General features: G+C 71.5%; 15 protein-coding genes. 9 read left to right on the top strand and 6 right to left on the bottom strand.

What is annotated here, in order from left to right; all coding sequences use genetic code 11:
* Nucleotides 1-50 precede the first annotated feature (50 nt).
* On the bottom strand, nucleotides 51-1,187 hold the full coding sequence (locus A6A25_RS27445) for a VanZ family protein (protein WP_158073830.1): 1,137 nt from the start codon (nucleotides 1,185-1,187) through the stop codon (nucleotides 51-53).
* 121 nt (nucleotides 1,188-1,308) lie between these two features.
* Here A6A25_RS27445 and A6A25_RS27440 point away from each other — a divergent pair, with 121 nt between their 5' ends.
* Nucleotides 1,309-1,800: a hypothetical protein gene (locus tag A6A25_RS27440; protein ID WP_073894954.1), complete on the top strand. Its 492-nt coding sequence runs from the start codon at nucleotides 1,309-1,311 to the stop codon at nucleotides 1,798-1,800.
* 695 nt (nucleotides 1,801-2,495) lie between these two features.
* On the opposite strand, the gene A6A25_RS27435 is transcribed toward A6A25_RS27440, so the two are convergent.
* A complete protein-coding gene (locus tag A6A25_RS27435) occupies nucleotides 2,496-2,978 on the bottom strand; it encodes a DinB family protein (RefSeq protein ID WP_198932882.1) in 483 nt (160 codons plus the stop codon).
* A gap of 62 nt (nucleotides 2,979-3,040) precedes the next feature.
* Complete coding sequence (gene ligD, locus A6A25_RS27430) at nucleotides 3,041-4,024, bottom strand: non-homologous end-joining DNA ligase (protein ID WP_241828941.1); 984 nt, start codon at nucleotides 4,022-4,024, stop codon at nucleotides 3,041-3,043.
* 169 nt (nucleotides 4,025-4,193) lie between these two features.
* Between ligD and A6A25_RS27425 the strand changes: the two genes are divergently transcribed.
* The 5 genes from A6A25_RS27425 to A6A25_RS27405 all read left to right on the top strand — a co-directional run bounded on the left by A6A25_RS27425 (nucleotide 4,194) and on the right by A6A25_RS27405 (nucleotide 7,285).
* Nucleotides 4,194-4,550, top strand: coding sequence for an MmcQ/YjbR family DNA-binding protein (locus tag A6A25_RS27425; protein WP_073894952.1), 357 nt, complete (start codon nucleotides 4,194-4,196; stop codon nucleotides 4,548-4,550).
* A 48-nt stretch (nucleotides 4,551-4,598) separates the two neighbouring features.
* A complete protein-coding gene (locus tag A6A25_RS27420) occupies nucleotides 4,599-5,288 on the top strand; it encodes an arsenate reductase/protein-tyrosine-phosphatase family protein (RefSeq protein WP_073894950.1) in 690 nt (229 codons plus the stop codon).
* Nucleotides 5,289-5,990 carry an aquaporin gene (locus A6A25_RS27415; protein WP_073894948.1) on the top strand — a complete coding sequence of 234 codons (702 nt, stop codon included), beginning with the start codon at nucleotides 5,289-5,291 and terminating at the stop codon, nucleotides 5,988-5,990.
* Entirely contained in the window at nucleotides 5,987-6,400 is a 414-nt protein-coding gene (locus tag A6A25_RS27410) for an arsenate-mycothiol transferase ArsC (RefSeq protein WP_198932881.1), read from the top strand. Before A6A25_RS27415 ends, A6A25_RS27410 begins: the two co-directional genes overlap by 4 nt.
* Before the next feature lie 168 nt (nucleotides 6,401-6,568).
* On the top strand, nucleotides 6,569-7,285 hold the full coding sequence (locus A6A25_RS27405) for a spermidine synthase (protein ID WP_073894987.1): 717 nt from the start codon (nucleotides 6,569-6,571) through the stop codon (nucleotides 7,283-7,285).
* Nucleotides 7,286-7,326: 41 nt separating this feature from the next.
* Here the strand turns inward: A6A25_RS27405 and A6A25_RS27400 are convergent, their stop codons facing one another.
* Complete coding sequence (locus tag A6A25_RS27400) at nucleotides 7,327-8,223, bottom strand: hypothetical protein (protein WP_073894946.1); 897 nt, start codon at nucleotides 8,221-8,223, stop codon at nucleotides 7,327-7,329.
* Between the two features lie 217 nt (nucleotides 8,224-8,440).
* Here A6A25_RS27400 and A6A25_RS27395 point away from each other — a divergent pair, with 217 nt between their 5' ends.
* Nucleotides 8,441-8,797 carry a hypothetical protein gene (locus A6A25_RS27395; RefSeq protein ID WP_073894944.1) on the top strand — a complete coding sequence of 119 codons (357 nt, stop codon included), beginning with the start codon at nucleotides 8,441-8,443 and terminating at the stop codon, nucleotides 8,795-8,797.
* Nucleotides 8,798-9,070: 273 nt separating this feature from the next.
* On the opposite strand, the gene A6A25_RS27390 is transcribed toward A6A25_RS27395, so the two are convergent.
* Nucleotides 9,071-10,591, bottom strand: a complete 1,521-nt coding sequence (locus A6A25_RS27390; protein WP_073894942.1) for a C40 family peptidase — start codon at nucleotides 10,589-10,591, stop codon at nucleotides 9,071-9,073.
* A 270-nt stretch (nucleotides 10,592-10,861) separates the two neighbouring features.
* Nucleotides 10,862-12,373, bottom strand: coding sequence for a hypothetical protein (locus A6A25_RS27385; RefSeq protein WP_073894940.1), 1,512 nt, complete (start codon nucleotides 12,371-12,373; stop codon nucleotides 10,862-10,864).
* A gap of 190 nt (nucleotides 12,374-12,563) precedes the next feature.
* Between A6A25_RS27385 and A6A25_RS27380 the strand changes: the two genes are divergently transcribed.
* Both A6A25_RS27380 and A6A25_RS27375 read left to right on the top strand, forming a co-directional pair.
* Nucleotides 12,564-15,851, top strand: a complete 3,288-nt coding sequence (locus A6A25_RS27380) for an AfsR/SARP family transcriptional regulator (protein WP_073894938.1) — start codon at nucleotides 12,564-12,566, stop codon at nucleotides 15,849-15,851.
* 15 nt (nucleotides 15,852-15,866) lie between these two features.
* On the top strand, nucleotides 15,867-18,131 hold the full coding sequence (locus A6A25_RS27375) for an alpha-N-acetylglucosaminidase (RefSeq protein ID WP_073894935.1): 2,265 nt from the start codon (nucleotides 15,867-15,869) through the stop codon (nucleotides 18,129-18,131).
* Nucleotides 18,132-18,146: the final 15 nt, after the last annotated feature.

Genomic DNA, 18,146 nt, shown 5'->3' with positions numbered 1-18,146 from the left:
CCATGATCAACCGGGGTGCACGTCACCGACCGGGACCTTAAACGGCAAGTTTAGGGCTCGTACTTATGCCGAATGTTGAACTCAGGGGTGCTGGGCGTTGGACTCTCGCGCGCTGAACGCAGGACTCTCGCGGTGGTGGTGTCGGTGGCGGAGATCAGGCCGAGCAGGCCGCGGCGGTCGGTGCGGGAGCGGGCGGCGAGGCCGACCACGACGGCCGCGAACAGCACGACACCGCCGTGCCCGGTCGAGATCAGCAGCAGGACCGGCAGCCACCACACCACGAACCGCAGCACCACCGCCCGCGCCGGCGCCATGCCGCCCGAGCGCGCGTCGGTCAGGGCGAGGTTGAACGCCACCTGCCCCGGCGTGGCCCGGTCGGCGCGCAGCAGCGGCACGACGACCGTGGAGACCACCGGCACCAGAACGCCGAGCACGGCCCCGAACCAGTCGGACACCGCGAGGTCCGTCAGCCGATGCGTCCCGGTGCCCTCACCTACCAGCACGAGCACCACCCGGCACGCGATCTGCACCAGGGCCATGGTGAGCAGGTCGCCCGCGAACGCCAGCCCCCGGCGCACCAGGCCGGGCGGCCCGGTGTCGGCCACGGGCTCCGGCACGGCCGCGGGCAGCCACCGGCCGACCCACCGCGCGAGCAGCCACCCGACGACCGTGCCCGCCGTGTTGGTCATCAGGTCGTCCACGTCGGCGATGCGGTACGGGCACGGGTAGAGGCCGAACACCGCCGTGCCCTGAATCGTCTCCACCGCGAGCGACACCAGCAGCCCGATCGCGGTCGCGACCACGACACCGCGCCGGAACCGGTAGCACAGCAGGAAACCCAGTGGGGCGAACAGCACCACGTTCAGCGCCACTTGGAGGAACGCGGGGCTGGTCGGCGAGAACCCGGCGGCGGCGATGTCGTCCAGCGACGCGAACGGCCGGGGCTGCCAGTAGTCGTGCGCCGTCCGGCCCGTGCAGAACCCGCCGGTCACGTCCGGCAGCGGGAACAGCGTGAACGCCAGCAGACCGCACCCGTACAGCGCGCCCGCCGCCGCCACGACCGCCGTCCACCCGCGCAGCCGACCGTGACGCCGGTACTGCCAGTGCACCCACGGCAGCACCGCCACCGGCACCAGCAGGGCGAACAGCACCAGCGTGATGATCGACTCGCTCAGCCGCACCGACACGGCGGCCACGCTAAGCCGTGCCTCCACCACCCGCCCGCCAGTCACCTGATCGAGTGGTCGAACCGACTTGGCCGCCGCACCGAACCCCTGTCGAGTGCTTCCACCGAGGGATGGGGGATCCATGGACGACTCAGCGGCCTGCGCGGCCACCCGTTACGCCAACCAGGTGCACGCCACCGTGGAACGCCTGGCCATCGCCAAGCGCTGGCCGCTCGTGCTGGCGGACGGCAACGTGCTGCTGCCCACCGGACGCGGCATCGGCGGCCTGCTGGTGGACGCCCGGCTCGGCGAGCGAGTCGAGGCGGCATTACCGGCCCTGGCCCTGTCGACCGACCTCTGGGCATTCCTGGTCGACACCACCGACGCCGCCCGATCACCCCTGCCACCACGGATGAGGCTGCTGGACAACGGTCACCACCTGCCGCTGCCACCCAGCGTCACCGCGGACGGCCCGGTGCGCTGGATCCACGAGCCCACCGACCACCTACCCCGCCTGGCCACCGTGCTGCGCCTGCTGACCCCGTTCGCACCGACGGTCACGGTCCCCCGCCCCGGCCGCTGGTGCCCACCACAACACCCCCGACCAGCCGCCAACGCGACCACCCCACGCTAGCCCCCGACCGCCTCGTGGTGTCCCAACCGCCACGCAGTCGTCCCGGCCGGCCGGCACGGTGGCAGCGGCCAGCCGGTGTGCCACCGCGGCCGCCCGACCCTGGCGGATGCCGCTGCCCAAGGCGCGGACACGGCGGCCCCGCGCGACGGCGGCCCAGCGCGACGGATGCGGTCGCCCCACCCGGCGGACACCGTCGCCGACCTGACGGATGCCGCCGCCCAACCCGGCGGACGCGGTCCCCGACCCGGCGATGCCGCTGTTGCGGCGGCACCGTCCGGCGGGCGGTGGCCGAGAGGGCAGTGGGCCGCTGGGGGCATGTGGCCGGTCGAGGCGGGCCTTGTTGTTTCTCCCGACGTTTCAGACGAATAATAACACCGTGTTCTTTGATGCCGGCAGCATGATCACCCGATCGTGCACACGGCCATCGGCGAAAGTGCAGGTCAGGAGGTGGCTGGGGTAACGCTCGCTGACTTCCATGCTCGGACGGCCACCGCAGCCCCAGCCGACGGACGCCGCCGCCCGACCCTGGCGGATGCTGCTGCCCAAGGCGCGGACACGGCAGCACCGCTTGGCTGATGCCGTCGCCCCACCCTCCCGATGCGGTCGCCCGACCTGGCGGATGCGGCAGCCCCGCGGCGGACGCGGTTGGCCGGGTGGTTCGGGCGGCGGCTTGGCCGGGCGGTGGCTTGGCCCGGTCAGCGTGGTCCGAGGCCGGTCTTGCCGTCCAGCAGTTCCCGCACCGCGTCGAGGTGGCCGGCGTGGCGGGCGGTCTCCTCGATCATGTGCAGCACGATCCGGCGCAGGTCGGTGGTCTCGGCCCCCAACGGGTCGGGGAACCGGCCCACCGGGCGGGTGTCCAGCGGCGTGGTGGCGAGGACGGCGTTCGACCGCTCGCACTGCTCCCGGTAGAAGGCGAAGACCTCCGCCGGTCCGCGTGGCGTGGTGAGGAGTGTCGGGTCGTCCGGCCACGGTAAGGGGTCGGCGTGGCCGCGGAGGATCTCCTGGAACCAGTGCCGCTCGGCGTAACCGAGGTGCTCGACCATGCCCAGCGGCGTCCAACCCGACGGCAGGACCGCCGTCCGCACAGCGTCCTCGTCGAGTCCTTCGAGGATCGCCAACACGGCACCGCGCTGAGCGTTCAGGAACAGCGACAGCGCCGCCTTTTCCTCGTCCTCCACCGGTCCGCCCCCTGTTGATCGGATCACGGCGGACGTTAACAGGCGGCACCGACAATTCCGGGTCACGGCGTCGGCAGCCGGACCTCGTCGGGGTCCTTGTCCGGCCGCAGCCCCCGCCACGACGAGTGCCGCAACCGTCCGTCGGTCGTCCACGTGCGGTACTCGACCTCGCCGACCAGCTCCGGCCGCACCCAGTGCGCGCGGCGGGCGTGGTCGGCGGGCACGGGGTCGACGAACGGCGAACCCTGCCGTGCCAACGGCCGCAGCCGCTCCTGCAGGTCCAGCAACGCCGAGTGGGTGAACCCGGTGCCGACCTTGCCCACGTACCGCAGCCCGTCGTCGGACCTCACCCCCAACAACAACGACCCGATCGTGCCCGCACGACGTCCGTCACCGGGCCGCCAGCCGCCGATCAGCACCTCCTGCGTGCGCACCAACGGCACCTTCACCCAAGCCGTCGACCGCCGCCCCGGCTCGTAGCGCGACGTCACCCGTTTGGCCACCACGCCTTCGAGCCCGTAGTCCTCGGCCACCGAGAGCACGTCCTCGCCGTGCGCCTCGATGAACGTCGGCGGCACGCGCACCTCCGCACGCCCGCCCAGCCCCAGGTCCGCGAGCTCCTGCCGCCGTTGCGCGTACGGTGCGCCGAGCAGCGACCGGCCGTCCACGTGGAGCAGGTCGAACACGTAGTACACGACCGGCACGCGAGCCACCAGGTCGTCACCTGGCCGGACGACGTGCATCCGGGCCTGCAACCGGCCGAAGTCGGGCTGCTTCCCGGCACCGAGAGCGACGATCTCGCCGTCCAACACAGCCTCACGTTCACCCAGAAGTGACGACAGCGCCCGCACCTCCGGGTAAGTCGCGGAGACCTCCAGGTCGTTGCGGGTCATCGCCCGCACCCGATCACCGCGCACGTAGGTGACCGCTCGGACACCGTCCCACTTGAACTCGAACGCCCACCCGGCCCCCGTCGGCAGTTGCCCCGACGACGCCAGCATGGGCCTGATCAACTCGGGGAACCCGGACTCGGTGCGCAACAGCATGCGACCGTCCCTTGTAGACGGACCACGGCCCGCCCAGTGTCACCCGCGCCGCCGGTGGCCGCACATCGGCGGCCACGATCGTGGGCGGTGCTGAGCGTGGTTGCGGCGGCCGCCTCGCTCCCGTCCGGGCCGACCTACACTGTGCGCCTGACTTCGGTGGGGGGACCCGGTGACAGTGAGTAGTGACGAGTTCATCCGCATTGTGAACGCGCTCGTCGACGTCAAGCGCGCTGAAGGCAGCGACTACAGCTCCTTCAGCGTGCACGGCAAGCGGTTCGGCTACTACTGGCCGCGCACGCAGACCGTCGGGCTGAAGCAACTGCTGTCCGAGCAGCAGGCGCTGGTGGCCGATCGGCCGGACGTGTTCGAGGAGCAGTTCACCTCCGGCGGTTTCGGCTGGGTGGTCGTCTACCTGGCCGGGATCGAGGCCGACGAGCTGTCCGAGCTGGTCTTCGAGGCCTGGCGGCTGTCCGCGCCCGAGGAGCTGGTCGCTCAGGTGCCCGACCCGGCGCAACGCGCGCGGTGACGCCCGCCGCTGTTGACGGCGGCGAACTGCTCAAGCATCATTGAGTCAATGGGTACTGACTGGCCTTCGGGCACGGTGGCGCGCGCACGCGTGCACGCGGCGTTGGGCGAGCCCGCCCGGCTGGCCGTGGTGGACCTGCTCGTGCTCGGCGACGCCTCACCCGGCGAGGTCGGTCGCGAGCTCGGGTTGCCCAGCAACCTGCTCGCCCACCACGTGAAGCTGCTCGAACAGGCGGGGATCGTGGAGCGGTCCCGGTCGGAGGGCGACCACCGGCGCACCTACCTGCGGCTGCGCACCGCCGCGCTCGGCGACCTCGTGCCGAGCGGCCTCCGGCAGGCGCCACGCGTGGTGTTCGTGTGCAGCCACAACTCGGCCCGCTCGCAGCTGGCCGCCGCGCTGTGGAAGCGGCGCAGCAGCGTCCCGGCCGCCAGCGCGGGCACCCGACCGGCACAACGCGTGCACCCGCTGGCCGTCGCCACGGCCCGCACGCACGGGCTGTCGCTGACCCGTGCCCGCCCTCAGCGCCTCGACGACGTGCTGCGTCCCGACGACCTCGTGGTCGCGGTGTGCGACAACGCCCACGAGGAACTCACCGACGACGCCGACCGGTTGCACTGGTCCGTGCCCGATCCGGCCGCGGTCGGGACGCCGGACGCGTTCGACGCCGCCTTCCACGACCTCTCCGATCGCGTCGAACGCCTCGTGCCCGCCGTCCGCCCCGCCGTCGAGGGATCCTGAATGCCCCGCCCGCTCCCCCACCGGCTCCTGGCCGAGTACCTCGGCAGCCTGCTGCTCGCCGCCCTGGTGATCGGCTCCGGCATCGCCGCGCAACGCCTCTCACCCGGCGACGTCGGCCTGCAACTGCTGGAGAACGCCGCGGCCACCGCCGTGGGCCTGTACGCCATCATCCTGGTCTTCGGGCCGGTCAGCGGCGGTCACTTCAACCCGGTCGTGTCCGTCGTGGACGCCGCGTTCCGCGGTCTGCCCTGGCGTGACGTGCCGCCGTACGCGCTGGTCCAGGTGCTCGGTTGCGTCACCGGCGCGGTGCTGGCCAACACGATGTTCGAGGCGGCGCCGGTCAGCATCAGCACCACCGAACGGGCCACGCTCGCGCACGGGCTGTCCGAGGTCGTCGCCACCACCGGCCTGCTGCTGGTCGTCTTCTCGCTGGTCCGCACGGGCCGGGCCGCGCTCGCACCGGCCGCCGTGGGCGCGTACATCGGCGCCGCGTACTTCTTCACCAGCTCCACCAGCTTCGCCAATCCCGCCATCACCGTCGGCCGCGTGTTCAGCGACTCGTTCGCCGGGATCGCGCCGTCGTCCGTACCGGTGTTCGTGCTGGCGCAGCTCGTCGCCGTCGTGGTGGCCGTGCCGCTCCTGCGCACTCTCCACCCGGCCGAACCGACCGTCACCACCGTCACCGAAGGACACGTCCGTTGAGCCGCACCAAGCCCGAAGTCCTGTTCGTCTGCGTCCACAACGCCGGTCGCTCGCAGATGGCCGCCGCCCTGCTCCAGCACTACGCCCTCGGTCGCGTCACGGTCCGTTCGGCCGGCTCCGCGCCCGCCGACCAGGTCAACCCCGCCGCCGCCGAGGCGCTGGCCGAACTCGGCCTGGACATCACCTCCGAAGTGCCGTCCAAGCTGACCACCGAGGACGTCGAGGCCTCCGACGTCGTCATCACCATGGGCTGCGGCGACACCTGCCCCGTCTTCCCGGGCAAGCGCTACCTCGACTGGGACCTCGAAGACCCGGCCGGCCAGGGCGTCGACGCCGTCCGCCCGATCCGCGACGACATCGACCGCCGCGTGCGCGGCCTGCTCGCCGAACTCCTCGACGGACCCGCCTGACCGTCGAGTCACCGGGTCCCGGCCGGAGCCGCCCCCACTCCGGCCGGGACCTGCCTACACCCGGTCGGGACCGTGCTGCGACGATGGTCCCGCCGCGCGCTCGGCGCGTGCCCGCGGTCCACTGTGGTCCTCGACCACACCGTCGAGGACCGACCCGGAGGTAACCCGATGAGTGCGCGTTTCCAGGAACTGGACTGGCGTCGGACGCCGCTGGGCGAACTGGTGCTGCGCCGCCGGTGGGACCCCGTCTTCGACCGCGAGGTCCACGAGATCAAGCTCAACGACGAGTTCCTGATGTCCAGCCTGTTCACCGTGTCCGAGGTGGAACTGGCGCACTTGGCGCTCGCGGACCTGCACGGGCCGCTGGACGTCGTCGTGGGCGGACTGGGCTTGGGCTACACCGCGCGGACCGTGCTGGAGAACCCGGACGTGCGGTCGATGATCGTCATCGACGCGCTCGGCGAGGTCATCGAGTGGCACCAGCGCGGCTTGCTGCCCGGTGGGCAGGCGCTGGCGTCCGATCCGCGTTGCCGGCTGGTCCACGCGGACTTCTTCGCGCTCTCGCGCTCCGACCAGGGTCTGGACCCGGCGGACCCCGAACGGCGCTTCCACGCCATCATCGTCGACATCGACCACTCGCCCCGGCACCTGCTCCACCCGGACAACGCCGACTTCTACCAACCCGAAGGCCTGCGCCGCGTGGCCGCCCGCCTGGACCCCGGCGGCGTGTTCGCCCTCTGGTCCAACGAACCTCCCGACGACGCCTGCACCGCGGCGCTCGCCGACCGGTTCGACCGGGCCCGCGCCGAGGTCGTCCGCTTCCACAACCCGCTGCAACAACGTGAGGCGACGGCCACGGTCTACCTGGGCACGACCCCCGCCTGACCTGGCGGCGTCCGTCCGGACTCCGGCCGACCGCGCCGTCGTCAGAAGCGGACCAGCGCGGTGCCGGTGATGAACTCGTAGGCGAAGTTGACGAAGAAGAACCCGAAGAACAGCACGTTCAGCACCAACAGGACGTAGTGCCACGGCCTCGGCCGGGCCGGTCGCGGCAGCTTCGAGTTCAGGTACATCAACGCGAACGGGAAGATCAGCGCGCCGAGGTTCGACATGTTGGCCGAGATCTGCACCAGTTCCACCGGCAGCGCCAGGTGCAGCGCGCCCGCGATGACGGCCAGCACCAGCAGCATGAACGGGTAGCAGAACCGCCGCGGGTCGCCTTCGACCAGCTTGCGCAGCCGCGGGCTGGTGGCGTGCACGGCATCGGTGAAGTTGCGGACCAGCGCCTCGAAGCGTGCCGTCAGCGTGATCAGGAAGACCACGACGAGCAGCCCGATCGCGAGCAGCCGCACCCACTCGACCTCGTTCGGCTGGTGCACCCGCCCGGTGATCAGCGCGAACAAACCCTGCCCCGCGCCCGCCGCCCAACCGCCGAAGATGAACGCGAAGTAGAACAGCAGCAAGGAGAACGGCACCCAGAACTTCCAGCCCGGCGGCACCCGGCCCCAGCCGACCACCGGCACCTCGCCGGTCGCCACGACGTACCGGGAGATCTCGACGTTGTAGCAGGTCTGGAGCACGGCGGAGACGAGGATGACCCAGCCGACGCCGATGAACCCGTACTGGCCGACGGCCTGCGGCCCCAACAGCCACTCGCCGCTGCCGATGGAGATGCCCAACGCGATCAGGCTCGGGCCGACCACGAACTGCACCACCTGGCGCGGGCCGAGACGGCGGACGCGGAAGACCTCTTCCGGCTCCGGGAGGTCGTCCAGGGCGAGCGACGGCCTGCCGGTACCGAGCAGGAACGTGGGCTGCGTCATCCAGACCTCCCAGGTTCACCCCATTATCGAACAGCCGTCAAGGCCCACTTCCCACCCGGACCGACCGAAGTGCCCGAAATAATTTCCGGCTCCGCGTTCACACCATCGGGTAATCGACAGCAACCAAGACCCTGCATACCGTGGTAACCGGATCGAAAAACGGACGATCCAACGCAATCGAATCTGGGGGTTCACCGTGAGGAAGTCTCTGTCAGCTTTGTTGATCGCCGCCGCGCTGAGCGTCGGAGTGGTGGTGACACCGGCCTCCGCCGCACCTCTGGAGTCCGGCTACGGGTGCAATTCGCTGGACAGCGGCATGCTGTGCCTGGCCGTCGAGGCCCGCAATGTCGGAGTCGTGTACGCCAAGGGTTCCGGCAACCCTGTCTGGGTGCGTTTCGGCTATGACCACGCCGGTGGCAGCCACGCGTCCCCGGAGGAGGTCGAGATCTACCCCGACGAGACGAAGGGCACGGCCTGGCTCGAGCAGAACCTGCAGTGCGGCCAGGACATCGTCGGCTGGATGGACGTCCGCGGCCAACGCCGCTTCCAGACCCCGCCGGTCCGCATCTGCTGAGCACACTCAGGGGCTGCCCCCGACCGCAACCGCGGTCGGGGGCGGCTTCATGTGACCGCATCTCCAGGTCGCCGGGCCTCCATGCGATGACATCTCCGTATGACCGCATCTCCACGCGACAATGCCGAGCCTTCCAGCACACCACCCTTCGCGCCTGATCCCCACCCTTTCGACGCACTGCCCCATCCCGTTTGCCCATTTGCACCGCACACCACTCTCCGACCTCCCTTGGCAATTACCGGGAAGGCCGGAGAGTGTGGAAAAGCGAGACCGTCAGAGACGGGTCGGGATGTTGAGGTCGGCACCGATCTGGAATGCCGTGACCGAGTCGGGGTTGACCGTCAGCCATCCCGGACCGAGGTCGCCGTGCTTGACCATCAGGGCACCATTCCGCACGACCGCGACGCGCACACCGTCGAGTTGGAAAGCATCGACCGCTTGTTCCTGGGAAACCCACGGCGCGGTCAAGTCGCCTTCCTTGGCGAACAGCTCACCGGACCCCTCCAGCACGGCGATCCGGTCGGTGTCGAGCTGGAAGTCGGCCACCGAATCGGCGGCCACGGTTTCCCAACCGGGGCCGAGGTCGCCCTCCTTCACCAGCAGCGCCTCGCCCACCAGGGCGGCGATGCGGTCGCCGGACAGTTGGAACCGGCTCACGCCGTGCTCCTGCGACACCCACGGCGCGGTCAGCTCCTCGTCCTTCACCAGCAGCTCGCCGTTCTTCAGCACGCCGATCCGCGCACCGAAGAGCTGGAAGTCCGCCACACCGGTCTCGGCGGTGATCCACCCCGGTCCGAGATCACCTTCCTTCACCAGGAGCGTGCCATCCTGCTTGAGCACGCCGACGCGGTCGCCGTGAAGCTGGAACTTCCGCACATCCGCCTCCTGGAACACCGGATCGGCGTCCAGACCGCCTTCCTTGACCCACAGCTCGCCGTGGTCGAGGTAGCCGATCCGGTCGCCCCACAGCTGGAAGTCCGTCACCGAGTCCGGGTTCACCACCTGCCAGCCCGGACCGAGGTCGCCTTCCTTCGCCAGCAACGCACCCTGGTCGTTGAGCACGGCGATCCGCTTGCCCGACATCCCGAACCGCCGGACACCGCCTTCTTGCAACACCGGGTCGGAACCCAACTCGCCCTCGGCGACCCACAGCTCACCGTGGTCCACGTACCCGACCCGATCGGCACCCGGCGCCGGACCGCTCCCCGTGCCGCCGGGAAACAGCCGCAGCGCGCCGAAGTAGTCGCGGTGGCGGGAGTGGTCGGACACCTTCACCAGCTGGCCGGACTGCGGCGCCTCCACGATCCACCCGTCACCGAGGTACATCGCGACGTGGTGGATCTTGCCCGCCGTGGCGCCGTAGAACAGCAGGTCGCCCGGGACCAGCGGGGCCAAGCCCTCGTCCCGCGAGAACCGGCCGACCGCCCGCGAACTCTGCCACTGGATGCGGGTGGTCCCGTCGATGATGTCCTCGCCCACGGCCAACGCGTAGGCGTACCGGACGAATCCGGAGCAGTCCAGGCCTCGCACGTGGCAGTCGTTGGGCGCACCGTGCGCCGGATCGCATATGCCGTAGGTGATCCCCGGCTCCTTGCCGTGCCCACCACCCCACGAGTACGGCGTACCGACCAACCCGCAGGCCTCCGCGACCGCACGCTCCGCCTCGACCGCCGCACCACCGCCGAGCACACCGCAGTCCGGCGCCGCTCGAGCGACCTGGCCGGCGTGTGCCGCCGGCACGATCCCGAACGCGATGACCGCAGCGAGGAGCAGCCTCACCAACGTGGTCGTCATGTTGTCCTCCTTGAAGTTTCCGCGCCCCGACAAGGGCCAGCTGTGACTGATGGGTCCGGTCCCGCTCGAGGGGTCACTGCCGGCGCAGCGCCGCCATCGATTTACTTGGTCTTGCACCGCTCATCGAGATCCGCGCGGCGATGCCCACGGGCCGCGTTGCCGGGCCCCACCATCCGGCGGCATTGCCGGCGCCTCGCGGATTGGCCGGCGGTGAGTGGCTGGTCGCCGCGGGTTTGGGATGCGAGGGGCGCGGCGTTGCGGCTGGCCGGGTCAGCGCCGGTTGCAGTTGATGTGGCCCGGTGGGAGTTCGCCGCCGTTGAAGTGGCGCAAGGCTTCCTTGAAGTCGGCGCAGCGGCGCGGGTCCTCTTGCGCCGGGTTCGCGTAGCCGATGTTCTTGCTGACGCCGCCCATGTCGAGGGCGTCGGCGTAGTCGTTGGTGTTCGGTCGGGCGACGGTCCAGTAGTAGCGGGCGACAGGTGCGCTCCACTCGAGCGTGGCCACGTCGTTTGGTGTGGTGACGAAGTCGTGGCCCAGGTGCTCCCCCGCGCCGCGGTAGTTGGCGACGCCGGTGAGCTGGATGTAGCCGCGACCGCGGTAGTTGCTCGGGTTGCCCGCCTCCTGGGCGTTGTAGCGGAACCCGCTCTCCCGGCGCAGGGTCGCGACGAACGCGGCGATGCGCGCGGGGTTGTCGATCCGGCCCTCGCGCATCTCCTCGTTCAGCTTGGGCAGGCCCTCCTCGATCAGGCGCTCGTCGCCGAGGTAGCCGAAGATCGCCTTCAGGTCCGCCAACGACACCAGGCCGGAGGCGCGCGGCGGCAGCACGAGCCGGAAGCCGGTGACGTCGGCCGGCGCGGCGGTGTGCCAGCCCGGCCCGAGGTCACCCGCCTTGACGAGCAGGGCACCGTCCTTGACGGCCGCGACCCGGTCGCCGGCGAGCAGGAACGCGGACACGCCGTCCTCCTGGTGCACGAGCTCGGCGTCCAGCGGCCCTTCCTTCGCCCACAGCGAACTGCCCTCGGTGAACGCGATGCGGTCGTAGTCGAGTTGGAAGTCGGTCACCGAGTCGGCGTTCACGGTGAACCAACCGGGCTCCAGGTCGCCGCCCTTCACCAGCAGCGAGCCGTCGGCCTTCAGCACCCCGATCCGGTCACCGGAGAGCTGGAACTTCCGCACGTCCCGCTCCTGGAACACCGGGTCCGCGCTCAGGTCACCCTCCTTGACCCACAGCTCGGAGCCTTCCGCGAAGGCGATGCGGTCACCCGAAAGTTGGAAATCCGTCACCGAATCGGGGTTGATCACCTCCCACCCCGGCCCGAGATCACCCTCCTTCACCAGCAGCGAGCCATCGTTCTTCAGCACGCCGATCCGGTCGCCGTGCAGCTGGAACGCCCGCACGTCCCGCTCCTGGAGCACCGGCTCGGCGTCCAGCGCACCCTCCACCACCCACAGCTCACCGTGGTCGAGGTAGCCGATCCGGTCGTCCTCCAACTGGAACCCGGTGACCGAATCGGGGTTGACCGTGTGCCAACCCGGCTCCAGATCACCCTCCTTTACCAGCAAGGCACCGGCCCTGACCACCCCGATCCGGTCACCGAAGAGGTCGTAGTCGGACACACCCTCCTCCTGGAGCACCCACGGCGCCGCTATGTCCCCCTCGTTGGCGTACAGCCGGTCCCCCTGCAGCACGGCTATCCGCCCGCCCGTCGGCCGGTCCCGCTCCGCCGCGGCGGACGGCGGCACGACGGGCCCCACCAGCGCCAGTGCCGCCAAGACCAGCGACATCCCCGTTCGACCGCGCGAAGTGCACGACATGGTTCCTCCCCCTGTTCCGCGATGTGGGGTGAACCGTGGCAGGGGGTGATGACGGCTTGTTGACGTTCAGTGACGGCTCGTTGACGCGCGACGGAAGACCGATCGACGGCACCCGTACCATTCAAGTACTCCGAATGGCGTATCAGGTGGGGCGGCGGCGATGTGGGAGTTCGGTGTGCTGGGGCCGTTGACCGCGCGACGGGACGGGGTCGCGGTTACCCTGTCGGCGGCCAAGCACCGCGTGGTGCTGGCCGCGCTGCTGCAGCAGCCGGGTGCGGTCGTGCCGGTCGACACGCTGGTCACGGCGTTGTGGGGCGACGAACCGCCGGACCGGGCCCGCAGCACGTGCCAGGCGTACGTGATGCGGCTGCGACAGGCCCTCGGCGACGGCGCCGTGGTGCGCACCTGCCCCGGCGGGTACCTGGTCGACGTCACCCCCGAGCAGGTCGACGTGGGCCGGTTCGCCGCCCTGACCAAAGAGGCAGGCGTCGCCACCCGACCGGAGGAACGCGCCGAGCTGCTGCACCGCGCGTTGACGCTCTGGCGGGGACCGGCGCTGGTCGACGTGCCGTCGGAGTCGCTGCACCGGGACGTGGTGCCCGCCCTGACCGAGCAGCGGTTGCGGGCGCTGGCACAGCGGGTCGACGCCGACCTCGCGCTAGGCAGGCACGAGGAGCTGGTCGGCGAGCTGACCGCGCTGACCGCCGAACACCCGTTCCAGGAGAGGTTCTGGGCGCAGCTGATGCTGGCGCTGCACCGGTGCAACCGGCAGGCCGACGCGCTGCACGTCTACCAGGAGCTCGACCGCACGCTGGTGGAGGAGCTGGGGTTGCGGCCGGGCGAGGAGGTGCGCGCGCTGCAGGAGGCGATCCTGCGGGAGGACCCGGCGCTGGCCGCCCCGACGGCACGGGTGGTGCGCGTGCGGCCCGCCGTGCCACCCGACATCGGCGACTTCGTCGGCCGCGACGAGCTGATCCGCGAGGCCGAGGAACGGCTGCGCGCCACCGGCGGGGCGGCCGCCCCGATCGTGGTCCTGTCCGGTCCGCCCGGTGTCGGCAAGTCGGCGCTGGCGGTCCACCTGGCGCACCGGTTGAACGCGGAGTTCCCCGACGGTGTCCTGCACGTCAACCTGCACGGTTACTCGAACACGCGGCCGACGTCGCTGACGCAGGCGCTCGGCTACTTCCTGCGGGTGCTGGGCATGCCCGCCGAGCAGGTGCCGCTGGCGCAGGACGAGCAGGAGTCGCACTACCGGGCGATGCTGAGCGGGCGGCGGATGCTCGTGGTGCTGGACAACGCGGCCGACGCCGACCAGGTGCGGCCCCTGCTGCCCGCCGACGCCGCCTGCGCGGCTTTGGTGACCAGCCGCAGCGAGCTGCGCGGCCTCACCGCGTTGCAGGGCGCCCGCCGGTTGTCCCTCGACGTGCTCACGGAGACCGAGGCGCGGGAGTTGTTGGCCGCGATCCTCGGCGCCGACGCGGTCGAGGCGGAGCCCGCGGCGAGCGGGCTGCTGGCCGGTCTGTGCGCGCGGCTGCCGTTGGCGCTGCGGATCGCCGCGGCCAACCTGTCCGCCCGTCCCCAGCCCGACATCGCCGACTACGTGGCCGAACTGCAGCAGGACGACCGCTTGGCGGCCCTGGCCGTGGAGGGTGACGACAGCGCCGCCGTGCGCAGCACGTTCAGCGCGTCCTACGCGGCCCTGACGCCGCAGGCACAGGTGCTGTTCCGGCGGCTGGGGCTGCTGCCGGGCACGGACTTCACCGCACCGGCCGCCGCCGCGCTCCTCGGGGTGCCGTTCGGCACGGCCACGCGGCTGCTCGAAGCCCTGGCCGCGGCGAGCTTGGTGCAGCAGCACGCGCCCCGCCGCTACCAGTTCCACGACCTGCTGCGGCTGTACGCGCGCACGCAAGCCGCGGAGGAGGATCCCGAGCCGGAGCGGACGGCCGCGCTGCGCCGCTGGCTCGAACACTGCCTGCACACCGCGGACGCGGCGGCCGAACTGCTCAACCCGACGTTGAGCAGGCTGCCGCGGCCCACGCCGAGCAGCGAACCGGTGGTGCCCTACCTGGGCAACGGCGCCGAGGCCGCGGCCTGGTTCGCCGCCGAACACGTGAACCTCGTCGCCGCCATCGAGCACGCCGCGACGGCCGCCCCCGAGTTGTGCTGGCACCTGGCCGACGCGGTGCGCGGCTACCTGTACTCGCGCCGGCTGGACGCGGACCTGCTCGCCGCCACCGACACGGCACTGGCCGCCGCACGGGCGCACGGCCAGCGGGACGTGGTGCCGTTCCTGCACAACAGCCGCGGGATGCTGCACTGGAGCCGCGGTGACTACGACTCGGCGATGCGCGACCTGGACGTCGCGCTGGAGGGTCACCGGGCCGCCGGGTCACGGACGGGTGAGGCCGTGGTGCTGAGCAACCTCGGCATCGTGCACTTGGAGTTGGGTGAGGTCGACACGGCGGTGGAGCACACGTCACGTGCCCTGGTGTTGTGCCGGGAGCTGGGCGACCGCCGCACGGAGGCCGCCACGCTGGTGAACCTCGGCTTCATGCACCTGGAACGCGGTGAGCTGGACCGCGCCGAGGAGCACCTCCAGGTCGCGCTTACCTTGTGCGAGAAGTTGGGCTTGACGCACACGGGTGCGACCGCGCGCAACAACCTCGGCGGTGTCCGGCTGCGGCAGGGCCGGTTGAACGAGTCGCTGTCGCACCACAAGGCCGCCCTGGAGACCTACCGACGCCTGCACGCGCGGCACGACGAAGCGGAGGTGCTGCAGAACCTCGCCGCCACGCACCGCGAGGCCGGGCGTTACGAGGAGGCGGTCGAGTGCGGCACGCAGGCGTTGGAGCTGGCCAGGCGGACCGGCAACATGCGTTACGAGGCGGACGCGTTGAACACGCTCGGCTCGACGGCGTTGCGTTCCGGCGACCGGGCCACCGCCCGGCGCAGGCACCGCGAGGCTTTGGTGTTGAGCGCGCACGCCGGGTACACGCAGGGGCAGATCACCGCCTGGCTCGGCGCGGGCCGGGAGCTGCGTGCCGCCGGGCGGGCCGGCGAAGGGCTGATCGAGGTGCAGGCGGCGCTGAGGCTCGCCCGTAACTCCGGGTTCCGGCTGCGTGAGGCGCAGGCGCTGGTGGAGGCCGCGCGCATGGAACTGGACCTGCGTCACCACGATGCCGCGCGCGACCTGGCAGGGAAGGCGCTGCGGCTGCACCGGGAGATCGGCGACCCGTTCGGCCAGGCGCAGGCGCTGCGCCTGCTCGGCTCGCTGGCCCGGCGGCCGGAGGAGGCCGAGGAGCTGTGGCAGGCCGCCCTCGCGCTGTTCCAGCGGATCGGCGCGGCGGAGATCACGGAGATGGCCTTGCTGCTGCACCGGGTGAAGTCATCATGGCGTCAACCGGAAGTCATCGACCTCTCGGAAGGTGTGCAGCAGACCGCACCCTGACGAGAGGACCGCGCCATGCCAGGCTTTCCCCGGCGCACGTTCGTGCGCGGCTCGCTGGCCGCCGTGGCGCTCACCGGCCTCGGCGCCGCCGCGGGTCGTTCGCCCGCCCCCGCGTTCGGCGCGACCGCGCGCGAACTCGAGCCCGTGCGTGCGGCGATCGGCAGGCTGCTCGGCGAGAGGGCCGCCGCCGGGTTCGTCCTCGAAGGGCTCGAACCGGCGCCCGGCGAGGCCGACGCGTTCGAGATCGGCGGTCGGCCCGGGGCGGTCCGGGTCGCCGGCAGCAGCCCGGTCGCCCTGCTCTCGGGCGTGCACTGGTGGCTCAAGCACGTGGCGGGCGGTCACCTGTCGGGCAACGGCGACCGCGTCGTGCTGCCCGCGGAAGTGCCCGCGCCGGACGGACCGATCCGGCAGTCCACCGAGCTGGCCGAGCGCTATGCCTACAACTTCACCGTTTTCGGCTACACCACACCGTTCTGGGGCTGGTCGGAGTGGGAGCGGGAGCTGGACCTCCTCGCCGCGGCCGGCGTCAACCGCGCGCTGGCGCTGACCGGCCAGGAGGTGGTCTGGTACGAGACGTTCCAGGACTTCGGGCTGTCGGAGTCGGAGGTCCGGCAGTGGATCGCGCAGCCCGCCCACCAGCCGTGGCAGTGGTACGGCGAGATCACCGGGTACGACGAGGGCGCGTCGGCCCACAGCGGACCGGTGAGCGCCGGGCTGCTGCACCGACGGCGCGACCTGGGCAGGCGGATCGCGGACCGGATGCGCGAGTTGGAAATCACGCCGGTGTTCCCTGCCTTCGTCGGCCACGTGCCCGACCGGGTGTTCGCCGAGCGGAACCCGGGCGTCCACGTCGTCGCGCAGGCCGATTACGCGGGCCACCCGCGGCCGTACTGGCTGGACTGCACCGAACCGCTCTACGCGGCCGTGGCGGACCGGTTCTACCGCGCGCAGGCCGAGCACTTCGGCACCACCACGCACTACTCCAACGACCTGTTCCACGAGGTGGGCGACGAGGAGCTGCCGTCCCTGCTGGACGGTGCCGACCTGGGCGCGGCGGCGGTCGCCGTGCAGGAGGCGTTGGCGCGGGCGGTGCCGGGAGCGCGGTGGCTGGTGCAGGGCTGGCAGGCCAACCCGCGCCGCGACCTGCTCGACGCCGTCGACGAGAGCCGGGTCGTGGTGCTCGACCTCGACTCCGACGACTCGCGCAAGTGGCAGGAGACCGACGCCTACTGGGGTGCGCCGTGGTGCTGGGGCACCATCGGGAACTTCGGCGGCAGGCTGGGCATGTTCGGCACCCTGGTCGAACCCGGTCGTACGCTGCCCGAGGTGCGGGTCGACCCGGCGCGCCGTCGGCTCGTCGGCACCGCGGTCGTGCCGGAGGGCATCCGCCACAACCCGGTCGTGTTCGACCTGCTCGGCGAGACGCCGTGGCGGCGGGAACCGGTCGACCTGGCGGTCTGGGTGCGCGGCTACGCCCGCCGTCGGTACGGGGGTGACGACCCGCACGCGGCCAGGGCGTGGGCCATCCTGCTCCGCACCGCCTACTCCTACGCCTCCACCGGCCACACCAGCGGTGAAGGACCGCACGAGACTCCTTTCGCGGCCGAACCGGCGCTCACGGTGGGGTCGGTGTCGCAGTGGGGTCCGGCGCAGTGGCGCTACGACCCGGCCGAGTTCGCGCCCTGCCTGACCGAACTCCTGGCCGTGGCGCCGGAGCTGCGGGTGACCGAGACCTACCGGTACGACCTGGTCGACGTGACCAGGCAGGTGCTGGCCAACCGCGGTCGGCTGCTGCTCGACCGGTTGCGCGCCGCGTACGAGGCGCGTGATCGCGAGGCGGTCGTGCGGCACGGTGCGCGGTTCCTGCGTGCCTTGGACCTCTGCGAGGAGGTGCTGGGCACGCACGAGGACTGGCTGCTGGGCCGGTGGCTGGCGCAGGCCCGGAGCTGGGCCGACGACGAGGAGGAACGCGCGTCGCTGGAGTGGAACGCACGCACGATCATCACCACGTGGAGCGTCCACGCCGCGCCGACCTTGCATGAGTACGCCCACCGCGACTGGCACGGCCTGCTCGGCGGCTACTACCGGTCGCGGTGGACGCGGTTCCTCGACGCGCTGCCCGCCACCACGGCGTCGGGTGAGCCACCGGTGTTCGACGACTGGGCCGAGCGCGGGGCCGCTTGGAGCCGGGGCCGTGAGCCGCACGACACCCGGCCGACCGGGGAGCCGTACCCGGTCGCGGCCCGGATCGCCGCCGAACTGGCCGCCGACCCGATCTGACCCGCACCAGCACAC

It is taken from the genome of Saccharothrix sp. CB00851 (genome assembly GCF_001905065.1).
Lineage (GTDB): Bacteria > Actinomycetota > Actinomycetes > Mycobacteriales > Pseudonocardiaceae > Actinosynnema.
Note: the sequence above shows the minus strand (reverse complement) of the source record. Positions and strands in the feature narration are given on the sequence as shown.